A 23,728-nucleotide genomic window follows, 5' to 3' on the forward strand; every position below is an offset into this window, starting at 1 on the left:
CACCCGGCGCAGCGCCGGTTGACCTGACGTAGCCGTAGCGCCCTCCAGCGACACGCCGGCCTTCGGGTCTCCAGCCCGACCCTCGAACCCGTGATGCGGGTGCAGCGGCCGGCGACATGTCAGGCGGCTTTGCTTCTTGTCACTCATCAAAAGGCGAACCGAGCCGCACACCTCGCGTCATACAGACATGGCAGCGGTCATCGCGGCAGTACCAGCCGCCGAACAACCGGAGTTGGTTCGTCTCATGAAAATCCGCTTTGCGTCTATCAACCAGCAGAAGATCCGCGAGGTCTGCGAGATTCTCGAGCCAAGCGGAATCGAGGTGAAGCCCTTCCCTATTCGTATCGAGGAGCTACGCACCGAAGACCTGCAGCAACTGGTCAGCGACAAGCTGCTGGCCGCTTTCAAACTGATCGGCAAGCCAGTCTTTGTCGAACACACCGGGCTGTTCATCAACAGCCTGAATGGCTTCCCCGGAGGCCTGACGCAGATATTCTGGGACAGGTTGCAGGCTGAGCGATTCTCGGAGCTGATCGGCCGGCTCGACGATCCGGCAGCCGAAGCACGGACCCTGATCGGCTATTGCGACGGTCGCAAACGGCACTTCTTCGAGGGCATCGTCGCCGGGCGTATTTCATCTCACCCCGCCGGCCACGGCGGTTTCGAATGGGACGATGTGTTCATCCCCGAAGGGCAGAACCAGACGTTTGCGCAACTGGGCAAGCAGAAGAACGGGCTATCCATGCGCCGGCGAGCGCTGGACGCATTCGTCACGTTTCTGCGGGAGTCCTGAGCAGCCATGGACCAGCTTCGCGATGCGTACAAGAACAATCGGCTGATCCTCTTCGTCGGCTCCGGCGTGTCCGCCAACATCGGCCTGCCACCCTGGAAGGAGCTGATCGATGAAATCGCCGTGCAGCTCGACTATGACCCGGAGGTGTTCAATACCTACGGCAACTTCCTCGCCCTAGCCGAGTACTACCGGATCAAGAAAGGCAGCATCGGCCCGCTACGAAGCTGGATGGATCGTGAATGGCACCGCGACATCGAAATACGTGACTCGGAGATCCATCGGCTGATCGTGCGTGGCCGCTTTCCAGCGATCTACACGACCAACTACGACCGCTGGCTCGAGTACGCGCATGACGCGCATGCCGTCGATTACGTCAAGATCGCCAACGCGAGCGATCTCACCAAGGCACGTGACGGGGTCAGGCAGATCGTCAAGTTTCATGGGGACTTCGATGACGACGCATCAATCGTGCTCGACGAAACGAGCTACTACCAGCGCCTGCAATTCGAAACACCGCTGGATATCAAGTTGCGGGCTGACACGCTAAGCAAGGCCGTTCTATTTATCGGCTACAGCCTCTCGGATACCAATATCCGTTTGCTTTTCCACAAGCTTTCGAAGATATGGAACGAACACGAAGCGCTGGGCGTAAGGCCTATTTCCTATGTGTTTTCACACAAGCCTAACCCGGTACAGGAAGAAGTGCTGCGGCAATGGGGCATTCGCATGATTGCATCCGAAGATGATGAACCCGGCGTCGCCCTGAAGAACTTTCTACAGCAACTGGTCGAGAGCTAGTCGACTCACTCGCCAACAAGCGAAACGGTATTACGACCTTTCTATCGAATATGCGCGATGCCACGAAGGACATCGCGCAGGCTTCGATCAATAGTTGAAGCCGACCCCGATGCTGTAAAGAAATACACCATGGTCATAACGATCTCGCGCATCGCTTCCGCTCTTGAACAGGAACTGATATTCCGCCATCGCGGTAATGAAAGTCTTGTCCTGAACCCAGTATTTAAAGCCGACTTCCGGCCCCGCCATGAAGGTCTCATCTACACGATCACCGTAGACACCGCCAATGCTGGCACCAATGAATGGCCGAGCTTTGCCGGTACCGAAGTGGTAGTCGTAAAAGACCCGGGTTGAGCCATCGAATTTGACGCTCTCGCCTTCGGTATCACGAGCATTGATGGTTTGCCGAACGCCCCATAAAGACGATTCGCTCAGATACTGACCCCAACTCCCCTGAACGGAGAAAATAGTATCGTCGAAGTCTTTGTCGCTGCTGCCCGCGCCACCCAGGGTAATTTCCTTGTCACCCGTCATTGGAGCCGCTCCGGCAATAGCCGGGAGCATTGCAGCAATCATCAATGAAGTTTTGAAGAGTCGGTTCATGACGGCACCTCTATTTATGCTTGTTGGTAATTACGCAATAGCAATGCGTAGTCCTGAGACAAGCATGTAAAACTGGTGGTTGCCTGAAGAATCGACGAATGACCGATATTTCATAAAAAACTCTAAGAAAACTATCTAATACGATGATTCTTATCATTTTATGTATACATACAATATTGTCACGCCATCATCGAACAACTCCATGACATTAAACCGCTATTATTTGGCTTATTGGCTCTACCTATATAATCGCCAGTCATTCAAATGTTAGCTGGTCGCATCAGCACGATCTGCCTGCAGGTCGGGCGTATCTTCTTCCCGCTTGTCATCGAAATAACGACTAAACGCGAGATACATCCATACGGGCATCAATGCCAGACCAACCGCAACGCATATCCATGCCAGGAGCGGGCTGCCGTCGGGCTGCGGGAACAGCAACCGCCCCACACCGATCAATAGCGTGAACAGGGACAAGGCCGTCACGGCTACCGCAAACAGTCGTGCGCCTAATGCCTTGATTGAATCGCGACGGGTTACCCCGCAGCGTGTCGCTGTTTTCCCCCAGAAGCCGAACGGGCGCACCCTGCGATAGAAGCGGTCGAGCGTTTCCTCATCGGTTGGCGGCGTGATGTAACTGACCAATATCGCGGCGCTACAGGTCACCAGCGACATGATGCCGAGGCGAATCCACTCCCGTTCCGGATCCGTGCCGAGGAAGTAGAGCAGCAGCGGCGCCGTAATAAGCGATGCGACCATAGCCGTCAGCTCGGAATACAGGTTGATGCGCTCCCACAACCAGCGCAGGACCAACACCGAGCCCATGCCCGCGCCGAACAGCAACGAAATGAACCACGCCGTCTGGATCGAGCCGAGGTTGGCCATGATGACCATCGCAATCAGCAGAATGAGAATGTTGGACAGCCGCGCGACCAACACCAGCTCCTTGTCCTTGGGCTTGCGCTTGAGCAGCTTAGGCGCGACGACGCCGCCGTAGACGTCATTGCTCCAGTAGGAAGCCCCCCAGTTGAGATGCGTATCGACGGTCGACGCCAGTGCGGCCAGCAAACCCACCAGCATCAAACCGCGAAAGCCCGGCGGTAACAGCTCATCAATGCCAGTGACGAACAAGGCCTCGCGCGCAGCGGTGAACCCCTCGCCACTCATCTCGTCAGGGCTGAACGGGTACAACACCAGCAAGCCGATGGCGATTGCCAGCCAGAACAGGCTACGCAGGAAAATCTGCAGCCAGGTGAATACCAGGCCGGCGATCCGCGCTTCGCGATCCGTCGGGCAAGCCATACTCCGCTGCGCCAGGTAGCCGGTGCCATCGGAGTTCATCTGGAACAACCACTGCAATCCGACGATCACCAGGAATGGCGTCAACGCCTCGCCAGCGTTGCTCGGCGGCGAGAACGAAAGCATCTTGGCTGCCTGCTCGCTGCCATAAAGCTCGACGATGCGATCCGTCAGCCCACCCAAGCCACCTGCCGCATCGACCACGAACCAGGCGTATGCCAGGGTACCGAGCATGGCAACGCTGAATTGCATCACGTCAGTCTGAACCACCGCACGCAAGCCGCCGGTGATTGAATACATGGCGGTGAAGGCGAGGATCAGCAGGATCGAAATCAGATTGTTGGTGCTGGTCGTCAGCTGATCCAGCCCGGTGATGCTTTCGCCCAAGCGGATCCCGCTCGACTCGACCGCGCCCATGATCACCGGGTAGACCCCACCAGGCAGCCACTCATGCCAGGGCAGAAACACCTCGGCGATGCGAATGGCAGCCACCAGCACCATCGCCAACACGACGCAGTTGATCACGGTGCCGTAATAGATGGCCTTGAACAGTCGCAGCGGGACAACGGCAGGCCCGCTGTAACGCACCCGCGTGAGCTCCGCGTCGGTCAGCACGCCTGCACGGCGCCAACCCGATGCGAATACCCACGCCAGCAGAAGGAACGCCAGGCCGTAGATCCACAACCGCCAAAGTGCGAAGACGCCGGCGGTCGCGACGAGACCGCTGACCAGCAACGGCGTGTCGGCGGCGAACTGCGTGGCGGACATCGAAACGCCGGCACGCCATCCCTTGATGGTTCGTCCGGCAAGAAAGTATTCGTCGAGGCTTTGTGATGCTTTGTTGCGAGCACGCATCCCTGCCGAGAGGCCATAGAGGACAAACGCGAGCACGATCATTAGATCCAACATCTTGTTATTCCTGTCGTTGGAGGCGCTAAAGGGTGAGAGCGCCCAGACAGCGGAAAAGATGCACCGAGCGGATGAACGGCACTTTTGAGGCATAGAGCCGTTTGGCGCTCAACGCCCAAGCGCTAGACTAGCGGTCTCGAAAAAGCCCCCATAAGCAGATGCCCGCTATCGACTACACGCAGCTACCCGAGGCCCTGCGCCCACTGTTGGTCCGGTTCTATCGTGACCATAACAGCCGTAATCGCGTGCGCCCTGAAGCAACCTGCTGGGTCGCGCGGCGCGGAGATATCGTTGCTGGTCTATGCCTGACACCGGTAGCGCACGGGCATTTTCTGACCGGCCTGCTGGTAAGCCCCTCCATGCGAACACGTGGAGTAGGCACACAACTGGTACGCCGCGCCCTGGACGCCACCCTCGGGCCGGTCTGGCTATTCTGCAAACCAGAGCTTCTGGAGTTCTACACGCGCCTGGGGTTTAAGCTGACGAGCCAACTACCGGAGCCCTTGGCCGACCGACTCAGCCGATACAAACGAACCAAGACACTGCTCGCCCTGGTCATCGAAAGAAGGATGCTGCCCATGCCCATCGCTACCCTCACCATTGCCATAGCCTGCCTGTTCGACGAAAGCGACCGGCTGCTAGTGGTGCGCAAGCGTGGAACGCGTTTTTTCATGCTGCCCGGCGGCAAGGCTGAAGCGGGCGAAACGCCGCTCGAGACATTAAGACGTGAGCTGCATGAGGAGCTGGATCTGCGGTTTGAGAATGAGGCTTTCGAGCCGTTGGGACATTTCCGCGCAGCGGCGGCGAACGAACCTGACCATCAGGTGGAAGCGGACGTGTTCATTGCCCGTCTGCGCCATACGGTGAAGGTACAGGCCGAACTGGAGGAGTTGGAATGGTTGGCACTGGCGCCATGTACACGGGAAGACATCGCGCCGCTGCTATGCAGGCACGTGATGCCTGCATTGCTAGCGCGGGCGGCAGAAGCGGGCATCCCCGCCTGCCGCTTGCCAGGATCAGGGTGAAATCGGATCGCTGGCTGGAAAGGTTTCTTCAATCGCCTCATCGAGCTGATCTTCGTCAGCCTCATCTGGCCGACGGGCCACGTCGTCTTGCTCTTCGGTTGACTGGTCGTTGTGCTGATCGCCGTTCATTTTCATTCTCCGCTGATGGACTCCAACCTTAGGCCGTATCCCGGCCACTCGGTTCAGCGAGAGTTTTTGCAGGCAAAAAAAAGGGGCGGGTTTGACCCCGCCCACCTCCTTCCTTGCTCCCTATATCCCTTCTCATCATCCTGGATGACACCGCTTCCTGCGATGGTCCCTAACCTTCTTCCTGAAGGCCGCGCTAATCCCTGAGCGCGAGAGCGATATTAATGATTGGCCGCTGAGCAGCAAGCTAGTGCATATCCGTACGGCAATAGGCAGCATGCCGCCACCGAAGAATAAATAGCTTATCTATCCGCCACTTATCTTGGTTCAGGATCAAAAATGGTCGGCTGCTGCGGCTACTTTATGGGCTTTGCTTACAACGTTTGTAAGCGAATGCTCACAACCGAATAGGCGAACACGGAGAAGTGGCCGGAACGGATTAATTCAATGGATCGACCATTGAGGGCGCACGGCATAATGAGGGGAGCCCTACTAAGTACCGGATGTCGGGCCCGGCGGTGCCGAGCCCGACGGTACTTCACTGAAACAGCGCGTCGCTCGACAGGCCGTTGCGCTCCAGAATCTCGCGAAGGCGTCGTAGCGCCTCCACCTGAATCTGGCGAACACGCTCTCGAGTCAGGCCGATCTCCTGGCCCACTTCTTCCAGCGTGGAGGCCTCGTGACCCCGCAGGCCGAAACGACGGATCACCACCTCCCGCTGCTTCTCGGAGAGGTCTGACAGCCACTGATCGATGCTGTTGGAAAGGTCATCGTCCAATAGCAATTCACACGGATCAGTCGGACGATCGTCGGTCAGCGTATCGAGCAGGGTCTTGTCTGTATCCGGACCAAGCGACACGTCGACTGAAGTGACACGCTCGTTGAGGCCAAGCATCCGCTTGACCTCACCGACCGGTTTTTCCAGCAGATTGGCAATCTCCTCGGGGCTCGGCTCATGGTCGAGCTTTTGCGTCAGCTCGCGCGCCGCCCGAAGGTAGACGTTCAACTCCTTGACCACATGAATCGGCAGCCGGATCGTACGGGTCTGATTCATGATCGCCCGCTCGATGGTCTGTCGAATCCACCAGGTGGCATAGGTGGAGAAGCGGAAGCCGCGTTCGGGATCGAATTTCTCGACCGCGCGAATCAGTCCCAGATTGCCCTCCTCAACCAGATCGAGCAACGAAAGGCCACGGTTAACGTATCGCCGAGCGATCTTCACCACTAGCCGCAGGTTGCTTTCAATCATGCGCTTGCGCCCCGCAGGATCGCCTTTCTGAGCAAGGCGCGCGAAGTGCACTTCTTCTTCGGGTGTAAGGAGGGGGGAGAAACCGATTTCGTTGAGGTACAACTGGGTTGCATCCAGGGCCCGGTTGTAATCGATGAACTTGTGCTGTTTGCTGGATGCGGCCTTGGGTCTGCCTGCTGTGGCAGCCTTGGTCACTTTGTTTTTCTGGTCGAGGTGGATAGGCGTTTCCATAAGCAGAACCGCATCGTCGACGTCAAACTCCAGCGCTTGGTCTTTAAGTGCCATATTATTCTTGTCCTGTTCCGAGTTCGACAACAGGCCCAAGCGACGCGGGTCCCTGGCTACGCTCAAGCCGAACCTAGTGCTGGAACAGGCAGGCGACAGGTCAACGTCTTGGCAGATATTGCAACGGGTCTACGGGTTTGCCCTGGCGGCGAATCTCAAAGTGCAGCTTCACCCGGTCGGTTCCCGTCGATCCCATCTCGGCAATACTTTGCCCAGCCTTGACTTGTTGGCCCTCCCGCACCAGCAGCCTGCGGCTATGTCCGTAGGCGCTTACATAGGTATCGCTGTGCTTGATGATCACAAGTTCGCCGTAACCCCGTAATCCACTGCCGGCGTACACAACAGTCCCATCAGAAGCAGCCAGGACAGGCTGTCCTAATTCCCCAGCGATATCAATTCCTTTATTCAAACTACCGTTTGACGAGAATCGACCGATGATCGCGCCGTTCGCCGGCCATGCCCAACCGCTTGCAGAACGGGCAACGGGGGTCACCTGAGTGCTTGCCGGCGGGGCTGCAGGAGGCGGACTCGAAGGAGTGGTAATTGGCGCCTGACGCGGTATGGGCGTGGCAACTACCACAGGCGTCGAGGGTGCCGGCGTCGGCGCAGGTTGAGGTGCGGGCCGCGGCGCAGCAGAAGCGACACGCGACGAGCCGCCGCCGAAGCGGATCTTCTGCCCTGGATAGATGACGTGTGGCGGCTGGATGCCATTCACCCGAGCCAGCTCACGCCAGTCCCAACCGAAGCGGAACGCGATGGACCACAACGTGTCGCCTCGGCGCACGGTGTACTGACCGCTGGTGACACGATCACGCTGATTGCGATCGACGACCTGCACGCCGCCACCCTGAGGCGAGGTACAGCCCTCCAGCGCTCCGGCAATCACCAGAAGGCCGAGCATCGAGCGGACCATTGGGTCGCGAATCCACCGCTGTACTGCTGTGAGCCTCAATGCCCGCTCCCTTTCATAGACAAGTGCGTCAGACGCCTTCCGTCATCGGCTGGCGTCGACCAGCGAACCACTCGAGACTCAGTACCAGAACGATACCGCCAACCGCCAGCAGCACGGCCAGCAGCAACTGAGGATCCTGGCCGGTCAAATCACCGTAGGTGCCAGGCATGAGGTTTTGCTGCAAAAGCGGAACATTCTCTCCACTGGAGTTGGTGCGCCAGGTTAGCGTTTCCTTCCAGGGCCATACTTTATTCAATGAACCAAGCATCAGCCCGGTGAGAAACGCCAGCGTCAGATCACGCCACCGCTTGAGCAACCAGCTCAGAAGTCGGGCGAAGCTCAGCAGCCCCACGACGCAGCCTGCTGCGAAAGTCATCATGACGCCCACATCCAGGCTTTTCACGGCACCTAGTACCACTTGATACAACCCCAGCAGGACGAGAATGAAACTGCCGGAAATCCCGGGCAGGATCATTGCGCATATGGCGATGGCGCCAGCGAGGAACAGGCTTACGCTGCCACTGCCCCACTGCATGGGAGCCGCCACGGTGATCCAGTAGGCGAACCCTATACCCAGACAGAAACTCACCAGCCGCGTCAGGTTGCGCCGCTGGATTTCCTTGCCCACCAGGTGCACCGATACCAGGATAAGGCCGAAGAAAAACGACCACACCGGAATTGGATGCTCTTCCAGAAGATAGGTGATCAGCCTCGCCAGGCTGAGAATGCTGGTGAGCACACCAGCGAATAGAATCAGCAGGAAACTGGCATTGGCGGTACTCCACGCTTCGCCAATGCGTCCACGCAACAGCGGGCGAGCGGCATACGGCACAGCGCTGATCGAACGCAGCAACTCGTCGTAGATACCGGTGATAAACGCTACGGTACCGCCCGAGACACCCGGCACCACATCCGCCGCGCCCATGGCCATGCCCTTGGCGTACAACAATAAAGCGTTCTTCATGCTTCCTTCCGCTGAATGATCAAATCACAGGTCCATTGAGCAGCGGCACGAAACGTACGGTATCCAGAAGATGGCGTGAAAAGCCGTTCTCCTCTCGAATGATCAGCATGAGTTGCTGGACCTCGCCGACACCAACCGGAATCACCAGTCGCCCGCCGGGCGCCAGTTGATCGAGCAGGGCCTGCGGCACATCGGCTGCCGCTGCGGTGACGATGATTCCGTTGTAAGGCGCCAGCGCAGGCCAGCCCTCCCAACCATCGCCCCAGCGAAAGACCACATTGCGCAGCTTGAGTTCGACCAGGCGCTCCTTGGCGCGGTCCTGCAATGCCTGGATGCGCTCGACCGAGAACACCCGCTCGACCAACTGTGCCAGCACAGCGGTCTGATAACCGGAACCGGTACCGATCTCCAATACTTTGTCCAGGGGGCCGTCCGCCAGCAGCAGTTCGCTCATGCGCGCGACCATGAACGGCTGGGAAATTGTCTGGTTGTGGCCAATTGGCAGTGCGGTGTCTTCGTAGGCGCGGTGCGCCAGCGCTTCGTCGACGAACAGATGACGCGGCGTGCGACGAATGACTTCCAGCACCTTGGCGCTGGACAGCCCTTCTTCATAGAGGCGTTGGATCAGGCGGTCACGGGTGCGCTGGGATGTCATTCCCGAGCCATGTAGCAAGCTGTCTTGTTCGCGATGTCTCACAGCACGTTCTCCAGCCAGCTCTCAAGACCGCCAAAGGCCTCATGAAAGGTTCGATCCAACTGCAGCGGCGTGATCGATACGTAGCCCTGCATTACCGCGTGGAAATCGGTACCCGGCCCGCCGTCTTCGACATCGCCAGCAACCGAAATCCAGTAACCTTCCTTGCCGCGCGGGTTGGCTTGCTTGACCGGCGGTTTAGCACGACTGCGATGGCCCAGGCGGGTCAGCCGAATGCCGCGAATATGGTCCAGAGGCAAGTTCGGCACGTTGACGCTAAGCACCGTACGCGGAGGCAGCTCGAGCTGGTCGTGCTTTTCCACCAGCATGCGCGCGATGTGGGCAGCGGTCGCCAAGTTCTCCGTCGTGCGCGATACCAGCGAAAAGGCGAAAGCCGGACGCCCGGTAAAGCGCCCTTCGATAGCTGCCGCGACGGTGCCGGAGTACAGCACGTCGTCACCCAGGTTGGCGCCGAGGTTGATGCCCGAAACGACCATGTCCGGGGTTTCCTCGAGCAAGCCGTTGAGGCCCAGGTGCACGCAATCGGTGGGCGAGCCGTTCAGCCCAATGAAGCCGTTCGGCATGCTTACCGGATGAAGTGGGCGATCCAGGGTAAGCGCGCTGCTCGCGCCGCTCATGTCCTGAATCGGGGCTACTACCTTGCACTCGGCATAGTCGGCCAGCGCGTCATAAAGCGCGGCGAGCCCGGGTGCATACACCCCGTCGTCGTTGGCGATCAGAATACGCATCAGATGTCCGTCTGCCCTGCCAGGCTGACCAGCTCACGCACCATGGCGGTGGCGAAGCATCCGGTCGGCAGGACGAATTCCAGTTGCAGAATGTCAGGCTCGGGATAATGCCACGACAAACCGCCAATGGGGAGGCGAAGAATGCGCCGTTCGTGCTTCATTCCTGCTTGCGCCAACCAATTGACGACAGATGGCTCAGTTTCAGCGACAGCATTTTCGAGTGCCTGTATTTCGTCACCTGCTGGCGAGCCTTCGATGCCCCATAAAGGACCTGTTGGATGCAGGTCCAGGATGGCCAAACGTGGGTCGCTGCACTCTGCAGGCCCCGCCGGGAAAAAGCTGCGGCTGTCGGTGAAAGCCAGCAGATCGCCCTGCTTTGCCTGATTCCAGGTGCCATCGGCAATCCGCTCGGCGAGCACGCGATTGAATAGGTAACTGCGCCCCGCCGAGAGCAGGCGCGAGCGCAGGTTGCGTTGCACAGGCAGCTCGCCTTTTTCGGCGTACTCGCGCGCGCCGTGAAGATTGCCGCCTTCATAGCCAAAACGTTGCAGACCAAAGTAGTTCGGCACGCCATGAGTCTTGATTCGTTGCAGTCGCGCATCGATTTCAGCGTGGTCGCCCTGCAGCGCAGTCAGGCGCAAGCGGAAGCCATTGGCAGAATGCGCGCCACGCTGCAGCTTGCGCTGGTGCCGGGTGCGTTTGAGGATCGTCAGGCTGTCGTTTTCGGCGGCGGCAAGATCAGGATCGGCTTTGCCCGGCAGATGCAGGCTGAACCACTGACGGGTAAGCGCTTGCCGGTCCTTCAACCCGGCGTAGCTGATCATCTTCAACGGCACGCCGGCGGCCCGGGCGATGCGCTTGGCGGCTTCCTCGGTATTCAGGTTACGTTTTTCCACCCACAGCCACAGATGCTCGCCCTCGCCGGACAACGGGATGTCGAGTACCTCGTCGACCTGAAAATCCTCCGCGACGGCCTTCAGCACCGCGCTGCCACAGGGCTCGCCATGGGCGCGCGGTCCGAGCAACTGATCTTCAGTCATGCGCGGACCAGCAAGGCAACCGCATGAACAGCGATCCCTTCCTCACGTCCGGTGAAGCCAAGCTTCTCGGTGGTGGTGGCCTTTACGTTGACTTGATCCACTTCGACTTGCAGGTCCGCGGCAATCAGCGCACGCATGTTGTCGATGTGCGGTGCCATTTTCGGCGCCTGGGCGATGATGGTGGCGTCTACGTTGCCCACCTGCCAGCCCTTGGCCTGTACCTGTTCCAGCACATGACGCAGCAGCACGCGGCTATCGGCGCCCTTGAACTGCGGGTCTGTGTCCGGGAAATGCTTGCCGATATCACCCAGCGCCGCGGCCCCCAGCAGTGCATCGCTCAACGCGTGCAGCAGCACATCACCATCGGAATGCGCCAGCAACCCAAGCCTGTGTGAAATTCGCACGCCGCCAAGCGTGATGTGATCGCCTTCGCCGAAGCGGTGCACGTCGTAACCGTGGCCGATACGCATAGATGAAGCACCCTGGAAAATCTCGAGGCGGCGATTCTACAGGACCCGGCCGCGGCCTGAGGGTTTCGCGATTCAGCCCGGCCATCGACATCAGCGATAACCACCATCAGCCGAATCGATCTCATATCGGAAGATAGCGATATATAGTTCGCTTCATTCCGATATACACAACCCAGGCCAACTCATGCCGGACGACTTCGACGACATCATCAAGGCCCTCGCCCACCCGTTGCGCCGCGACATTCTGCGCTGGCTCAAGGAGCCGCAGCGCTATTTCGCCGACCAGCACCATTCACTCGAAAACGGCGTCTGTGCCGGGCAGATCGACCAGCGCGCCGGGCTGTCGCAGTCAACCGTATCGGCCCATCTGGCGACCCTACAAAAGGCCGGGTTGATTACCAGCCAAAAGGTCGGCCAATGGCATTTTTTCAAGCGTAACGACCAGGCCATCCAAACCTTCGTCGAGCGCATCGGCCAAGACCTCTGAGCCCTTTTCGCATCACCAGTAATAGGAGCGATATTGCTATGCCCACACTCTTCGACCCGATCAAGATCGGCGACCTGGAACTGAACAACCGCGTCATCATGGCGCCGCTGACCCGCTGCCGCGCCGAGCCCGGCCGTATTCCCGGTGACCTGATCGCCGAGTACTACGCCCAGCGCGCCGATGCCGGCCTGATCATCAGCGAAGCCACTTCCGTCACGCCGATGGGCGTCGGCTACCCAGACACCCCTGGCATCTGGTCCGCCGAGCAGGTGCAGGGCTGGAGGAAGGTCACTGACGCGGTGCATGCCAAGGGCGGCAAGATCGTTCTGCAGCTCTGGCATGTCGGCCGCATCTCCGACCCGATTTACCTGGACGGCCAACTGCCGGTCGCACCCAGCGCCATCAAACCGGCCGGCCACGTCAGCCTGGTTCGCCCGATGAAAGATTATGAGACGCCACGGGCGCTGGAAACTGAAGAGATTCCGGGCATCATCGAGGCCTATCGCAAGGGGGCGGAGAACGCCAAGGAGGCTGGTTTTGACGGCGTGGAGATCCACGGCGCCAATGGCTACCTGCTCGATCAGTTCCTGCAGGACAGCACCAACAAGCGCACAGACGCCTACGGTGGCTCTCTGGAAAACCGCGCCCGACTGATGCTGGAAGTGACCGACGCCGCTATCTCGGTGTGGGGCGCCGGCCGTGTCGGCGTGCACCTGGCACCGCGCGCCGACTCGCATGACATGGGCGATTCCAATCGCGCCGAGACGTTTGGCTATGTTGCGCGTGAACTGGGCAAGCGCGGCATCGCCTTCATCTGCACTCGCGAACAAGCCGGCGAAGACAGCCTGGGGCCTCAGCTGAAGGAAATCTTCGGTGGCGTCTACATCGCCAACGAACGCTTCACCAACGAACAGGCCAATGCCTGGTTGGCGGAGGGCAAGGCCGATGCGGTCGCCTTCGGCATCCCCTACATCGCCAACCCGGATCTGGTCCAACGCTTGCGCCAGGACGCGCCGCTGAACGAGGCCAAGCCTGAGCTGTTCTACGCCCAGGGACCGGTTGGCTATACCGATTATCCGTCGCTCTAGCTCCTTGCGACGGAAGGCCCGACCGGGGTGACCGGTCGGGCCTTTTTTCCATTACCGCGACGGTGGGCTTACCCTCACGCGAGAGATTGGCGGCGAGTCGGTTTCGATGGACAAGCAACGCGTTCTCGACGCTGCGCCCTAACACCTGCTCATTCCGCCGTCGCATCGGTATTACGTAGCGTGGAAAACGGCGAAGCCTTTCCACGCGGCCCGGGCGCGGCCAGCAAGCATCTCTAATCCGTAGGTCAGGCTGGAGCTTTTGCCCACGCTTCTGCTTACGCACGCCCCTAGGTCCCGCGCCGCGCGAACGCTGCGTCTTAGAGGGCGAGCCTGGCCCAACGCGTGGATGAGGGCTTCGCCGTCATCCACCCTACGCCTTCAGCGCCTGCGCATGGTGACGCAGATGATCGTCGATGAAGCTGGCGATGAAGTAGTAGCTGTGGTCGTAGCCCGGCTGGATACGCAGCGTAAGCGGGTGACCGGCCGCAGTCGCGGCTGCTTGCAGCGCCAGCGGCATGAGCTGCCCCTCCATGAAATCATCACGATCACCCTGATCGACCAGTATCGGCAGTTTTTCATCCGCATCGGCAATCAACACGCAAGCGTCCCACTCGCGCCAGCGCGAACGATCCTCGCCCAGATAGCGGCTGAACGCCTTTTCGCCCCACGGACAGTTAAGCGGGTTGCTGATAGGCGCGAACGCAGAAAGTGAGTGATAACGACCAGGGTTCTTCAGCGCACAGATCAGCGCGCCATGCCCCCCCATGGAATGCCCGCTGATGCCGCGGCGATCGGAAACGGGGAAATTCGCCTCGACCAGTGCCGGCAGTTCATCGACCACGTAGTCGTACATCCGATAGTGCTGCGCCCAAGGCTCCTGAGTGGCATTGAGATAGAAGCCGGCGCCAAGGCCGAAATCCCAGGCGCCGTCGGCATCGTCCGGCACGCCCGCACCTCGCGGGCTGGTATCCGGCGCGACAATGATCAGGCCCAGCTCGGCGGCCAGACGCAGCGCGCCGGCCTTCTGCATGAAGTTCTCATCGGTGCAGGTCAAACCGGACAGCCAGTACAGCACCGGCAGCTTCTCGCCCTGCTCCGCTTGTGGCGGCAGGAAGACGGCGAACACCATGTCGCAGTTCAGGCTACTGGAACGGTGGCGGTAGCGCTTGTGCCAACCGCCGAAACTCTTGTTGCTGGAAACGATTTCAAGGGTCATGAACGGGCCTCGCGCGCGATGGAAACCGCACGGGCTCCCACCAGTCGAGGTGGAGAACGCCGTCTGGCGACGGCGTTCTCCACCCTGGGATCAGAAATGGATGACGGTACGAATGCTCTTGCCTTCGTGCATCAGGTCGAACGCTTCATTGATCTGGTCGAGCGGCAAGTTGTGAGTGATGAAGGTATCCAGCGGGATCTCGCCACTTTGTGCCTTCGCCACGTAGCTCGGTAGCTCGCTACGCCCTTTTACGCCACCGAATGCCGAACCGCGCCAAACGCGACCGGTGACCAGCTGGAACGGCCGGGTGCTGATTTCCTGCCCGGCTCCGGCGACGCCGATGATGGTCGACTCCCCCCAGCCCTTGTGGCAGCACTCAAGCGCGGCGCGCATCAGCTGGACGTTGCCGACGCACTCGAAGGAATAGTCGACGCCGCCATCGGTCATCTCGACGATCACCTCTTGAATCGGCTTGTCATGCTCCTTCGGATTGACGAAGTCCGTGGCGCCCAGTTCTTCAGCGATGGCGAACTTGCTCGGGTTGATATCGACGGCGATGATCCGGCTGGCCTTGGCCATCTTCGCGCCAATGATCGCCGCCAGGCCGATACCGCCCAGGCCGAAGATCGCCACGGTGGCGCCCTCCTCGACCTTGGCGGTGTTCAGCACGGCACCAATACCGGTGGTGACACCACAACCGAGCAGGCAGACCTTTTCCAGCGGCGCCTCTTTCGGGATCTTGGCTACCGAAACCTCGGGCAGCACGGTGTACTCGGAGAAGGTCGAGCAGCCCATGTAGTGATAGATCGGCTCGCCTTTGTAGCTGAAGCGTGTGGTGCCGTCCGGCATCAGGCCTTTGCCCTGGGTGGCACGAACGGAGCTGCACAGATTGGTCTTCTGAGATTTACAGAATTTGCACTGACCGCACTCGGCGGTATAGAGCGGGATCACGTGATCGCCAATGGCGACCGACGTGACGCCTTCACCCACTGCCTCGACGATACCGCCGCCCTCATGCCCGAGAATGCAGGGGAAAACGCCTTCCGAGTCCTCACCCGAAAGGGTGTACGCATCGGTATGGCAGACGCCAGTGGCGACGATGCGGATCAGCACCTCGCCTGCTTTGGGCGGCGCGACGTCCACTTCCACGATCTGCAGGGGCTGATTGGGGCCGAAGGCAACGGCGGCACGCGACTTGATGGTCATGGACATCACTCTCGATGTGATCAGGAAAGAGTGAAGTGTAATTCATGCTCGAATAGGGATTAATCGACCATTCAGGAAAACATTATTGCCACACAGGGACAATCGTCTCGCTCGACGCTACGCTTCGCATTCAGTTTGATATCACTCATTACCAATACCGGAGACGCCATGAATCGCTGGGAAGGCCTCGACGAATTCGTGGCTGTCGCTGAATGCGGCAGCTTCATGCGCGCCGCGGAACGCCTGCGCGTCTCGTCATCCCACGTCAGCCGACAGATCGCCCGCCTCGAAGAGCGTCTGCAAGCGCGCCTGCTCTATCGCACCACCCGCCGCGTCTCGCTGACCGAGGCTGGGCACACCTTCTTTGCCCGCTGCCAGCGCTTGATCGAAGAGCGCGACGAAGCATTCCTCGCCATCAGCGACCTGCACAGCGCCCCCACCGGGTTGTTGCGAATGACCGCGGCAGTAGCCTATGGCGAGCGATTCATCGTGCCGCTGGTGAATGAGTTCATGACAAGACACCCGCAATTGCGCGTGGATATCGAGCTGACCAACCGCAATCTCGATCTTGTGCAGGAGGGCTATGACCTGGCCATCCGTCTCGGCAAACTCGGCGAGTCGCGCCTGATTGCCACGCGCATTGCTCCCAGGGCGATGTATCTGTGCGCCGCACCCAGCTATCTGGAGCGCTACGGACGACCGCATACATTGTCGGAACTGGCCCGGCACAACTGCCTGATCGGAACGAGTGATATCTGGTCTTTCCTGGTTGCAGGGCGCGAGCAACATTTCAAGCCCAGCGGCAACTGGCGCTGCAACAGCGGCGAGGCTCTACTAGACGCCGCCCTGCGCGGCTTTGGGCTGTGTCAGCTGCCGGATTACTACGTGCAGGGCCCGCTACAGCGCGGCGAACTGGCTTCCCTGTTAGAAGGCAACCAGCCACCCGATACCGCCGTCTGGGCAGTCTATCCGCAGCGCCGCTATCCCCTGCCGAAGGTTCGTCTGCTCATCGAAGCACTTAAGGCCGGGCTTGCCAGACGCCATGAATACGCAGGCAGCTCAAGCTGAACAGAACTTGAACCGCGCGTCCGAGGCCAGGCAGGAGGCGGAACCCGTCCGAGTCCGCCACGTCGTAACTTGTGTAGCTGCAGCTCTTCGAGCCGCCTGTGCTACGAAGGGTGCAGCGCTGCAATCAGGAGGAAGCCATGCAGGTTCTGGTGAACAGCAACCACAGCATCAGCGTTACCAGTGATCTTGAAGGTCGGATCAAGGCAACGGTGGAAGCCGAGCTTGAACGCTTCGATGATCATCTGACCCGCGTCGAAGTTCATCTCAACGACGAAAACAGCAACAAGAGCGGGCCGCAGGACAAGCGCTGCCAGATGGAAGCGCGAGTCAAGGGTCACGACCCCGTTTCAGCTACGCACAAGGCCGAGACGCTTGACCTGGCAATCAACGGGGCAGCGGAGAAGCTGAACCACGCGCTCGCTCACGCACTAGACAAGCTCAACCGCCACTGACCTGGCCCTGGATGGCCATTGAGTGTGCCATCGATATTCTGCGAGGGACCGAACCACAGCTACTGGAGCACACGCATGAACCGACTGCTCGATCGCGAAACCCTCACCAACCTGCTGGCACAACGCGATGGGCCCTGCCTGTCCGTCTATCAGCCCACTCATCGCAGCTTTCCGGAACGTCAGCAAGACCCGATTCGCTTCAAGCAACTTGTCCGGCAACTGGAAGATGCACTCAAGCAACAAGGGCACGCCGAACAGGCGCCAACCCTGCTCGAGCCGTTCTATGCCCTGATCGACAACAACGACTTCTGGAACCACAGCCTCGATGGGCTGGCAGCCTTTGCTGCGAAGGACTATTTCCAGGTCTATCGACTGCAACGCAGCGTGCCGGAAATGGCAGTGGCCAACTCGCGCATGCACCTCAAGCCGTTGGTGCGCATCGCCCAATCGGCTGATCGCTACCAGATTCTCTGTCTGTCGCGCGACTCGGTACGCTTGTTCGAAGGTAACCGTGATGCGCTCGACGAGGTGAAGCTGCACGAAGCCGTACCGAAGACACTCGCCGATGCCTTGGGCAGCGACCTTACCGAAAAAGGCCAGAGCGGCTTCCCGCAAGGCTACAGTCGCGCCAGCGAACGAGGCGATCCAATGCAGGTAGAGGCCGGCGGCAGCGGCAAGCAGGCCGAGATCGACCGAGACCGTGATCGCTATTTCCGCGAAGTCGACCGGACCATTCTTGAGCACCACTCCAAACCTTCCGGCCTTCCGCTGATCCTCGCGGCCCTGGCGGAGCAGCAGCCGCATTTTCGGCGCATCAGCCATAACCAGAACCTGTTGCCGGAAGGCATCGAAATTGGACAAGGCGCACTGGGCATCGAAGAGCTACGGGGAAAAAGCTGGATGGTGATGCAACCGCGTTACCTCAAGCGCCTCGAGGGACTGCTCGACCAGTTCGGCTCCTCCCATGGTCAAGGGCTGGCATCCGATCACTTGGAGGACATCGGCCAGGCTACTCGACAGGGCCGGGTTGCCACGCTGCTGGTCGAGGCCGAGCGGCAAATTCCAGGGCACGTCGACAGGAATGACGGCACGGCAACGCCGGCAACCGAGGGCGACGTCAACACTCCCGATCTGCTCGACGAACTGACGATCTGGACGCTGGAGCAAGGCGGCGATGTCGTCGTCGTGCCAACCGAGCGCATGCCGACTGCTACGGGAGCGGCGGCGATTTATCGGTTCTGACGGCGCATTGCGGGCAGGCGACCCCTGCCCGCTTTCAATGCGCGCGGCCGGAGTTCCAGCGCTGCGCGAGCCATTCGAGATCTTCGGGGCGTGTGACCTTCAGGTTGTCCGCCCGACCTTCAATAGCCTTTGGCGCATGCCCTGCCCATTCCAGCGCCGAGGCCTCGTCGGTGATCAGCACAGCGGCTTCGAGCGCCGCTTCGAGGGCGTTGCGCAACATACCCAGTCGAAACATCTGTGGTGTGAACGCCTGCCAGATGACACTGCGATCAACCGTTTCCATTACCCGACCGTCCGGCCCTACCCGCTTCAGGGTGTCCCGCGCAGGCACTGCCAGCAGGCCGCCAACCGGATCGTCGGCCAGCCCGGCCAGGAGCTTTTCCAGGTCCTCGCGCGCAAGATTGGGGCGTGCCGCATCATGCACCAGCACCCAGTCATGCTCATCCGCGCCCAGCTCGCCGAGCCGTCGCAGCCCGCTGAGCACCGAATCACAGCGCTCCCGGCCACCCGGCGCGCACTGAACGCGACGGTCGTTTGCACAGGGTAGATTCGGCCAGTACGGATCATCGGAGGCTATGCAGACCACCACACCGGCAAGCGACGGGTGATCGAGAAAGCAATCGAGCGTGTGCTCGATGATGCTGCGCCCGCCCAGCTGCAGGTATTGTTTGGGGCGATCGGCGCGCATGCGGCTACCGACGCCGGCAGCGGGAATGATGACCCAGAAGGCAGGCTGCTCACGCGGGCTCATTCGATCAGCTGAAAGAGGGTCTCACCCTCTTTGACCATGCCGAGCTCCTGGCGAGCACGCTCTTCTACGGTCTCCATGCCCTGCTTCAGCTCCCGGACCTCAGCCTCGAGGATCCGATTGCGCTCCAGAAGCCGTTCGTTTTCACCTTGCTGGTCGGCAATCTGTTTGTTCAGACCGTTGACCTGCGCCAAGCTGCCCTCGCCCACCCAAAGACGGTACTGCAGACCGCCAAGAAGCAGTAGTAATACGACGAACAACCAGTAGGGGCGACGCATAGAAGGCATGAAACGACTTCGGCTGTAATTCAGGTATTGAGCAGGCACTCGGGCATACACGCACAACGGGTGGTTGGCGAATGCACGGTGCGATTGAAACAAAAAAGGGCGACTCGCGCCGCCCTTTTTTATGTGTCACGAATCAGCCGCGGAATTCGGCACGGCCCTTGTAGGCTGCCTTGCCGGCCAGCTGCTCTTCGATACGCAGCAGCTGGTTGTACTTCGACACGCGATCCGAACGGCACAGCGAACCGGTCTTTATCTGACCAGCGGCAGTACCCACAGCCAGGTCGGCGATGGTGCTGTCTTCGGTTTCACCGGAACGGTGCGAAATCACCGCGGTGTAGCCAGCGGCCTTGGCCATCTGAATGGCTTCGAGGGTCTCGGTCAGCGAGCCGATCTGATTGAACTTGATCAGGATCGAGTTGCCGATCTTCTCGTCGATGCCGCGCTTGAGGATTTTGGTGTTGGTAACGAACAGGTCGTCGCCGACCAACTGGACCTTGTCGCCAATCTTGTCAGTCAGCACCTTCCAACCGGCCCAATCGGACTCGTCCATACCATCTTCGATGGAGATGATCGGATAGCGCTGGCTCAAGCCCGCCAGGTAGTCGGCGAATCCGGCAGCGTCGAACACTTTGCCTTCACCGGCCAGATTGTATTGGCCGTCTTTGAAGAACTCGGAGGAAGCGCAGTCCAGAGCCAGCGTCACGTCGTCACCCAGCTTGTAGCCAGCATTGGCCACCGCCTCGGCGATCGCAGCCAGGGCGTCCTCATTGGAAGCCAGGTTCGGCGCGAAGCCACCCTCGTCGCCGACAGAGGTACTCAGGCCACGGGCCTTCAGCACAGCCTTCAGGTGGTGAAAGATCTCCGCACCCATGCGCAGCGCATCGGCGAAGGTCTTGGCGCCGACCGGCTGGACCATGAACTCCTGGATGTCGACGTTGTTATCGGCATGCTCGCCGCCGTTGATGATGTTCATCATCGGCACCGGCATGGAATAGACGCCTGGGGTGCCGTTCAGATCGGCAATGTGGGCGTACAGCGGCACGCCCTTGGCTTGGGCAGCAGCCTTGGCGGCAGCCAGCGACACGGCGAGGATGGCATTGGCGCCCAACTTGCCCTTGTTCTCGGTACCGTCGAGCTCGATCATCGCGTGATCCAGCGCCTTCTGATCGAGCGGATCCTTGCCCAACAGCAGGTCACGGATCGGGCCGTTTACATTGGCTACGGCGGTCAACACACCCTTGCCCATGTAGCGGCTCTTGTCGCCATCGCGCAGTTCCAGAGCCTCGCGAGAACCTGTGGAAGCACCGGACGGCGCGCAGGCGCTGCCGATGATGCCGTTGTCCAGGATCACGTCGGCTTCCACAGTGGGATTGCCACGGGAATCGAGAACTTCACGGCCCTTGATGTCGACGATCTTTGCCATTGTTATTAACACTCCGTAGATAGCTGCAAGGCTTCAAGCAGTTTCGATTGGCGGGAAATTCTTGACGAGATCATCCAGCTGCTTGAGCTGGGTAAGGAAAGGCTCGAGCTTGCTCAGGCGCAGCGCGCACGGACCGTCGCACTTGGCGTTGTCCGGATCCGGATGCGCTTCAAGGAACAGCCCGGCCAGCCCCTGGGACAGACCGGCCTTGGCCAGATCGGTGACCTGAGCGCGACGACCACCGGCGGAATCCGAACGACCACCCGGCGTCTGCAACGCGTGGGTGACATCGAAGAACACCGGGTATTCGAACTGCTTCATGACGCCGAAGCCGAGCATGTCGACGACCAGATTGTTGTAGCCGAAGGACGAGCCTCGCTCGCACAAGATCAGCTGGTCGTTACCGGCTTCTTCGCACTTGCGCAGGATGTGCTTCATCTCCTGCGGCGCCAAGAACTGAGCCTTCTTGATGTTGATCACCGCGCCGGTTTTGGCCATCGCCACCACCAGATCGGTCTGCCGGGAGAGGAAGGCCGGCAGCTGGATGATGTCGCAGACTTCGGCAACCGGCTGCGCCTGCCAGGGCTCGTGCACATCGGTGATGACCGGCACACCGAAGGTCTTCTTCACTTCCTCGAAGATCTTCATCCCCTCCTCCAGGCCTGGGCCGCGGAAGGAGGTGACCGAGGAGCGATTTGCCTTGTCGAAGCTGGCCTTGAAGACATAAGGAATGCCGAGCTTCTCGGTAACCCGCACGTACTCTTCGCAGGCCTGCATTGCGAGGTCGCGCGATTCGAGAACGTTGATGCCACCGAACAGCACGAACGGCTTGTCGTTGGCGATCTCGATATTGCCTACGCGGATAGTCTTCTGGCTCATGCCTTCTTCGCCTTGTGTTCCAGCGCCGCCTTGACGAAACCGCTGAACAGCGGATGACCGTCACGCGGCGTGGAGGTGAATTCAGGGTGGAACTGACAGGCGACGAACCAGGGATGATCCGGCGCCTCGACCACTTCCACCAACGCACCGTCACCGGAGCGCCCGGTTATCTTCAGCCCGGCTGCCTGCAGTTGCGGCAGCAGATTGTTGTTCACTTCGTAACGATGACGATGGCGCTCGACGATGCGCTCCTGGCCGTAGCATTCGAACACCTTGGAGCCGGCTTCGAGACCGCACTCCTGGGCACCGAGGCGCATGGTGCCACCCAGATCGGAATTATCGCTGCGGGTTTCAACTGCACCACTGGCGTCTTCCCATTCGGTGATCAGACCAACCACTGGATGAGCGCTGTCCTTGTCGAACTCGGTGGAGTTGGCATCGGACCAGCCCAGCACGTCGCGAGCGAACTCGATGACGGCGACCTGCATACCCAGGCAAATGCCCAGATACGGGATCTTGTTCTCGCGCGCATAGCGCACCGTAGCGATCTTGCCCTCGACGCCGCGCAGGCCGAAACCGCCGGGTACGAGAATCGCGTCGACATCTTCCAGCAGGCCGGTGCCCTGGTTTTCGATGTCTTCGGAGTCGATATAGCGCAGGTTCACTTTGGTACGGCTCTGGATGCCAGCATGGCTGATCGCTTCGATCAGAGATTTGTAGGCGTCCAGAAGTTCCATGTACTTGCCAACCATGGCGATGGTGACTTCTTTCTCCGGGTTCAGCTTGGCGTCGACCACACGGTCCCACTCGGAGAGATCGGCACCACGGCATTCGAGGCCGAAACGCTCTACAACGTAGTCATCCAACCCCTGCGCATGCAGGATGCCCGGAATCTTGTAGATGGTATCGGCGTCCGGCAGGCTGATTACCGCACGCTCTTCGACGTTGGTGAACAGCGCGATCTTGCGGCGCGAGGAAACGTCGATGGTACGGTCCGAGCGGCAAACCAGTACGTCCGGCTGCAGGCCAATGGAGCGCAGCTCCTTCACCGAATGCTGTGTCGGCTTGGTCTTGGTCTCACCAGCCGTAGCGATGTAGGGAACCAGCGTCAGGTGCATCAGCATGGCGCGCTTGGCGCCCACCTCCACGCGCAACTGGCGAATCGCCTCGAGGAACGGCTGCGACTCGATATCACCCACGGTGCCACCAACTTCCACCAGAGCCACATCGGCATCGCCGGCGCCCTTGATGATGCGACGCTTGATCTCGTCGGTGATATGCGGAATGACCTGGATGGTTGCACCCAGATAATCACCCCGGCGCTCGCGGCGTAGCACGTCTTCGTAAACGCGACCGGTAGTGAAGTTGTTGTTCTGGGTCATGCGGGTGCGGATGAACCGCTCGTAGTGCCCCAGATCGAGATCGGTCTCGGCGCCGTCGTGAGTGACGAACACCTCTCCGTGCTGGAACGGGCTCATGGTGCCCGGATCGACGTTAATGTAAGGGTCAAGCTTGAGCATCGTGACCTTCAGGCCCCGCGCCTCCAGGATGGCCGCCAATGAAGCCGAGGCGATGCCTTTCCCCAATGAAGAAACAACACCACCCGTGACGAAGATGTAGCGCGTCATGAAAAACCCTAGAAGTCTGCGTTAAGCGGCCAGCGCCGCCGGGGAAAAGCG

At 60.0% G+C, this 23,728-nt stretch carries 25 protein-coding genes; 8 read left to right on the forward strand and 17 right to left on the reverse strand.

Annotated elements, in window-relative coordinates; all coding sequences use genetic code 11:
* Positions 1-244 precede the first annotated feature (244 nt).
* Together SM130_RS14595 and SM130_RS14600 are read left to right on the forward strand one after the other, a co-directional pair.
* Positions 245-793 (forward strand): non-canonical purine NTP pyrophosphatase, encoded by a 549-nt coding sequence (locus SM130_RS14595; RefSeq protein ID WP_102825432.1) that lies wholly within the window; start codon positions 245-247, stop codon positions 791-793.
* 6 nt (positions 794-799) lie between these two features.
* A complete protein-coding gene (locus tag SM130_RS14600; RefSeq protein WP_102825312.1) occupies positions 800-1,591 on the forward strand; it encodes an SIR2 family protein in 792 nt (263 codons plus the stop codon).
* A gap of 87 nt (positions 1,592-1,678) precedes the next feature.
* On the opposite strand, the gene SM130_RS14605 is transcribed toward SM130_RS14600, so the two are convergent.
* Both SM130_RS14605 and SM130_RS14610 read right to left on the reverse strand, forming a co-directional pair.
* Positions 1,679-2,194, reverse strand: a complete 516-nt coding sequence (locus tag SM130_RS14605; RefSeq protein WP_102825311.1) for a hypothetical protein — start codon at positions 2,192-2,194, stop codon at positions 1,679-1,681.
* Between the two features lie 267 nt (positions 2,195-2,461).
* On the reverse strand, positions 2,462-4,399 hold the full coding sequence (locus tag SM130_RS14610; RefSeq protein ID WP_102825310.1) for a sodium:solute symporter family protein: 1,938 nt from the start codon (positions 4,397-4,399) through the stop codon (positions 2,462-2,464).
* 158 nt (positions 4,400-4,557) lie between these two features.
* Between SM130_RS14610 and SM130_RS14615 the strand changes: the two genes are divergently transcribed.
* Positions 4,558-5,424, forward strand: coding sequence for a GNAT family N-acetyltransferase (locus SM130_RS14615; protein WP_102825309.1), 867 nt, complete (start codon positions 4,558-4,560; stop codon positions 5,422-5,424).
* Here the strand turns inward: SM130_RS14615 and SM130_RS14620 are convergent.
* The 8 genes from SM130_RS14620 to ispF all read right to left on the reverse strand — a co-directional run bounded on the left by SM130_RS14620 (position 5,416) and on the right by ispF (position 11,953).
* Positions 5,416-5,553 (reverse strand): hypothetical protein, encoded by a 138-nt coding sequence (locus SM130_RS14620; RefSeq protein WP_181019257.1) that lies wholly within the window; start codon positions 5,551-5,553, stop codon positions 5,416-5,418. The two genes, SM130_RS14615 and SM130_RS14620, sit on opposite strands and share 9 nt — an antisense overlap.
* Positions 5,554-6,088: 535 nt before the next feature.
* The gene (gene rpoS, locus SM130_RS14625; protein WP_102825308.1) at positions 6,089-7,084 is read right to left on the reverse strand and encodes an RNA polymerase sigma factor RpoS; all 996 of its coding nucleotides are present in this window, start codon (positions 7,082-7,084) and stop codon (positions 6,089-6,091) included.
* A 100-nt stretch (positions 7,085-7,184) separates the two neighbouring features.
* A complete protein-coding gene (locus SM130_RS14630; protein WP_102825307.1) occupies positions 7,185-7,997 on the reverse strand; it encodes a peptidoglycan DD-metalloendopeptidase family protein in 813 nt (270 codons plus the stop codon).
* A gap of 67 nt (positions 7,998-8,064) precedes the next feature.
* Positions 8,065-9,000: a DUF368 domain-containing protein gene (locus tag SM130_RS14635; RefSeq protein WP_102825306.1), complete on the reverse strand. Its 936-nt coding sequence runs from the start codon at positions 8,998-9,000 to the stop codon at positions 8,065-8,067.
* Positions 9,001-9,019: 19 nt separating this feature from the next.
* Positions 9,020-9,655 carry a protein-L-isoaspartate(D-aspartate) O-methyltransferase gene (locus tag SM130_RS14640; protein ID WP_102825305.1) on the reverse strand — a complete coding sequence of 212 codons (636 nt, stop codon included), beginning with the start codon at positions 9,653-9,655 and terminating at the stop codon, positions 9,020-9,022.
* Between the two features lie 38 nt (positions 9,656-9,693).
* Complete coding sequence (surE, locus tag SM130_RS14645; RefSeq protein WP_102825304.1) at positions 9,694-10,443, reverse strand: 5'/3'-nucleotidase SurE; 750 nt, start codon at positions 10,441-10,443, stop codon at positions 9,694-9,696.
* Positions 10,443-11,483 (reverse strand): tRNA pseudouridine(13) synthase TruD, encoded by a 1,041-nt coding sequence (truD, locus tag SM130_RS14650; protein ID WP_102825303.1) that lies wholly within the window; start codon positions 11,481-11,483, stop codon positions 10,443-10,445. The genes surE and truD overlap by 1 nt, the downstream gene beginning before the upstream one ends.
* Positions 11,480-11,953 carry a 2-C-methyl-D-erythritol 2,4-cyclodiphosphate synthase gene (gene ispF, locus SM130_RS14655; RefSeq protein WP_102825302.1) on the reverse strand — a complete coding sequence of 158 codons (474 nt, stop codon included), beginning with the start codon at positions 11,951-11,953 and terminating at the stop codon, positions 11,480-11,482. Before ispF ends, truD begins: the two co-directional genes overlap by 4 nt.
* Before the next feature lie 184 nt (positions 11,954-12,137).
* Between ispF and SM130_RS14660 the strand changes: the two genes are divergently transcribed.
* Together SM130_RS14660 and SM130_RS14665 are read left to right on the forward strand one after the other, a co-directional pair.
* The gene (locus tag SM130_RS14660; RefSeq protein ID WP_102825301.1) at positions 12,138-12,440 is read left to right on the forward strand and encodes an ArsR/SmtB family transcription factor; all 303 of its coding nucleotides are present in this window, start codon (positions 12,138-12,140) and stop codon (positions 12,438-12,440) included.
* 38 nt (positions 12,441-12,478) lie between these two features.
* Positions 12,479-13,528, forward strand: coding sequence for an alkene reductase (locus SM130_RS14665; RefSeq protein WP_102825300.1), 1,050 nt, complete (start codon positions 12,479-12,481; stop codon positions 13,526-13,528).
* Positions 13,529-13,898: 370 nt separating this feature from the next.
* On the opposite strand, the gene fghA is transcribed toward SM130_RS14665, so the two are convergent.
* Both fghA and SM130_RS14675 read right to left on the reverse strand, forming a co-directional pair.
* On the reverse strand, positions 13,899-14,744 hold the full coding sequence (fghA, locus tag SM130_RS14670; protein WP_102825298.1) for an S-formylglutathione hydrolase: 846 nt from the start codon (positions 14,742-14,744) through the stop codon (positions 13,899-13,901).
* A 90-nt stretch (positions 14,745-14,834) separates the two neighbouring features.
* On the reverse strand, positions 14,835-15,950 hold the full coding sequence (locus tag SM130_RS14675) for an S-(hydroxymethyl)glutathione dehydrogenase/class III alcohol dehydrogenase (RefSeq protein WP_102825431.1): 1,116 nt from the start codon (positions 15,948-15,950) through the stop codon (positions 14,835-14,837).
* A 168-nt stretch (positions 15,951-16,118) separates the two neighbouring features.
* Between SM130_RS14675 and SM130_RS14680 the strand changes: the two genes are divergently transcribed.
* The 3 genes from SM130_RS14680 to SM130_RS14690 all read left to right on the forward strand — a co-directional run bounded on the left by SM130_RS14680 (position 16,119) and on the right by SM130_RS14690 (position 18,712).
* Positions 16,119-17,018 (forward strand): LysR family transcriptional regulator, encoded by a 900-nt coding sequence (locus tag SM130_RS14680; protein ID WP_102825297.1) that lies wholly within the window; start codon positions 16,119-16,121, stop codon positions 17,016-17,018.
* A 137-nt stretch (positions 17,019-17,155) separates the two neighbouring features.
* A complete protein-coding gene (locus SM130_RS14685; RefSeq protein ID WP_102825296.1) occupies positions 17,156-17,470 on the forward strand; it encodes an HPF/RaiA family ribosome-associated protein in 315 nt (104 codons plus the stop codon).
* 75 nt (positions 17,471-17,545) lie between these two features.
* The gene (locus tag SM130_RS14690) at positions 17,546-18,712 is read left to right on the forward strand and encodes a hypothetical protein (RefSeq protein ID WP_102825295.1); all 1,167 of its coding nucleotides are present in this window, start codon (positions 17,546-17,548) and stop codon (positions 18,710-18,712) included.
* Positions 18,713-18,746: 34 nt separating this feature from the next.
* Here SM130_RS14690 and ispD read toward each other — a convergent pair whose 3' ends face one another.
* The 5 genes from ispD to SM130_RS14715 form a co-directional block, all read right to left on the reverse strand.
* The gene (gene ispD / locus SM130_RS14695) at positions 18,747-19,463 is read right to left on the reverse strand and encodes a 2-C-methyl-D-erythritol 4-phosphate cytidylyltransferase (protein WP_102825294.1); all 717 of its coding nucleotides are present in this window, start codon (positions 19,461-19,463) and stop codon (positions 18,747-18,749) included.
* A complete protein-coding gene (ftsB, locus tag SM130_RS14700; RefSeq protein WP_102825293.1) occupies positions 19,460-19,738 on the reverse strand; it encodes a cell division protein FtsB in 279 nt (92 codons plus the stop codon). Before ftsB ends, ispD begins: the two co-directional genes overlap by 4 nt.
* 142 nt (positions 19,739-19,880) lie before the next feature.
* The gene (gene eno, locus SM130_RS14705; RefSeq protein ID WP_102825292.1) at positions 19,881-21,170 is read right to left on the reverse strand and encodes a phosphopyruvate hydratase; all 1,290 of its coding nucleotides are present in this window, start codon (positions 21,168-21,170) and stop codon (positions 19,881-19,883) included.
* A 33-nt stretch (positions 21,171-21,203) separates the two neighbouring features.
* On the reverse strand, positions 21,204-22,049 hold the full coding sequence (gene kdsA, locus SM130_RS14710; RefSeq protein WP_102825291.1) for a 3-deoxy-8-phosphooctulonate synthase: 846 nt from the start codon (positions 22,047-22,049) through the stop codon (positions 21,204-21,206).
* Positions 22,046-23,677 (reverse strand): CTP synthase, encoded by a 1,632-nt coding sequence (locus SM130_RS14715; RefSeq protein WP_102825290.1) that lies wholly within the window; start codon positions 23,675-23,677, stop codon positions 22,046-22,048. Before SM130_RS14715 ends, kdsA begins: the two co-directional genes overlap by 4 nt.
* Between the last annotated feature and the right edge of the window lie 51 nt (positions 23,678-23,728).

The sequence above is a fragment of the Stutzerimonas stutzeri genome (genome assembly GCF_038561965.1).
GTDB classification, from domain to species: Bacteria; Pseudomonadota; Gammaproteobacteria; order Pseudomonadales; family Pseudomonadaceae; genus Stutzerimonas; species Stutzerimonas stutzeri_AA.

Coding starts and splice junctions, on each gene's coding strand:
- SM130_RS14595 (WP_102825432.1), top strand. CDS start 245: ATGAAAATCCGCTTTGCGTCTATCAACCAGCAGAAGATCCGCGAGGTC.
- SM130_RS14600 (WP_102825312.1), top strand. CDS start 800: ATGGACCAGCTTCGCGATGCGTACAAGAACAATCGGCTGATCCTCTTC.
- SM130_RS14605 (WP_102825311.1), bottom strand. CDS start 2,194: ATGAACCGACTCTTCAAAACTTCATTGATGATTGCTGCAATGCTCCCG.
- SM130_RS14610 (WP_102825310.1), bottom strand. CDS start 4,399: ATGTTGGATCTAATGATCGTGCTCGCGTTTGTCCTCTATGGCCTCTCG.
- SM130_RS14615 (WP_102825309.1), top strand. CDS start 4,558: ATGCCCGCTATCGACTACACGCAGCTACCCGAGGCCCTGCGCCCACTG.
- SM130_RS14620 (WP_181019257.1), bottom strand. CDS start 5,553: ATGAACGGCGATCAGCACAACGACCAGTCAACCGAAGAGCAAGACGAC.
- rpoS (WP_102825308.1), bottom strand. CDS start 7,084: ATGGCACTTAAAGACCAAGCGCTGGAGTTTGACGTCGACGATGCGGTT.
- SM130_RS14630 (WP_102825307.1), bottom strand. CDS start 7,997: ATGGTCCGCTCGATGCTCGGCCTTCTGGTGATTGCCGGAGCGCTGGAG.
- SM130_RS14635 (WP_102825306.1), bottom strand. CDS start 9,000: ATGAAGAACGCTTTATTGTTGTACGCCAAGGGCATGGCCATGGGCGCG.
- SM130_RS14640 (WP_102825305.1), bottom strand. CDS start 9,655: ATGACATCCCAGCGCACCCGTGACCGCCTGATCCAACGCCTCTATGAA.
- surE (WP_102825304.1), bottom strand. CDS start 10,443: ATGCGTATTCTGATCGCCAACGACGACGGGGTGTATGCACCCGGGCTC.
- truD (WP_102825303.1), bottom strand. CDS start 11,483: ATGACTGAAGATCAGTTGCTCGGACCGCGCGCCCATGGCGAGCCCTGT.
- ispF (WP_102825302.1), bottom strand. CDS start 11,953: ATGCGTATCGGCCACGGTTACGACGTGCACCGCTTCGGCGAAGGCGAT.
- SM130_RS14660 (WP_102825301.1), top strand. CDS start 12,138: ATGCCGGACGACTTCGACGACATCATCAAGGCCCTCGCCCACCCGTTG.
- SM130_RS14665 (WP_102825300.1), top strand. CDS start 12,479: ATGCCCACACTCTTCGACCCGATCAAGATCGGCGACCTGGAACTGAAC.
- fghA (WP_102825298.1), bottom strand. CDS start 14,744: ATGACCCTTGAAATCGTTTCCAGCAACAAGAGTTTCGGCGGTTGGCAC.
- SM130_RS14675 (WP_102825431.1), bottom strand. CDS start 15,950: ATGACCATCAAGTCGCGTGCCGCCGTTGCCTTCGGCCCCAATCAGCCC.
- SM130_RS14680 (WP_102825297.1), top strand. CDS start 16,119: ATGAATCGCTGGGAAGGCCTCGACGAATTCGTGGCTGTCGCTGAATGC.
- SM130_RS14685 (WP_102825296.1), top strand. CDS start 17,156: ATGCAGGTTCTGGTGAACAGCAACCACAGCATCAGCGTTACCAGTGAT.
- SM130_RS14690 (WP_102825295.1), top strand. CDS start 17,546: ATGAACCGACTGCTCGATCGCGAAACCCTCACCAACCTGCTGGCACAA.
- ispD (WP_102825294.1), bottom strand. CDS start 19,463: ATGAGCCCGCGTGAGCAGCCTGCCTTCTGGGTCATCATTCCCGCTGCC.
- ftsB (WP_102825293.1), bottom strand. CDS start 19,738: ATGCGTCGCCCCTACTGGTTGTTCGTCGTATTACTACTGCTTCTTGGC.
- eno (WP_102825292.1), bottom strand. CDS start 21,170: ATGGCAAAGATCGTCGACATCAAGGGCCGTGAAGTTCTCGATTCCCGT.
- kdsA (WP_102825291.1), bottom strand. CDS start 22,049: ATGAGCCAGAAGACTATCCGCGTAGGCAATATCGAGATCGCCAACGAC.
- SM130_RS14715 (WP_102825290.1), bottom strand. CDS start 23,677: ATGACGCGCTACATCTTCGTCACGGGTGGTGTTGTTTCTTCATTGGGG.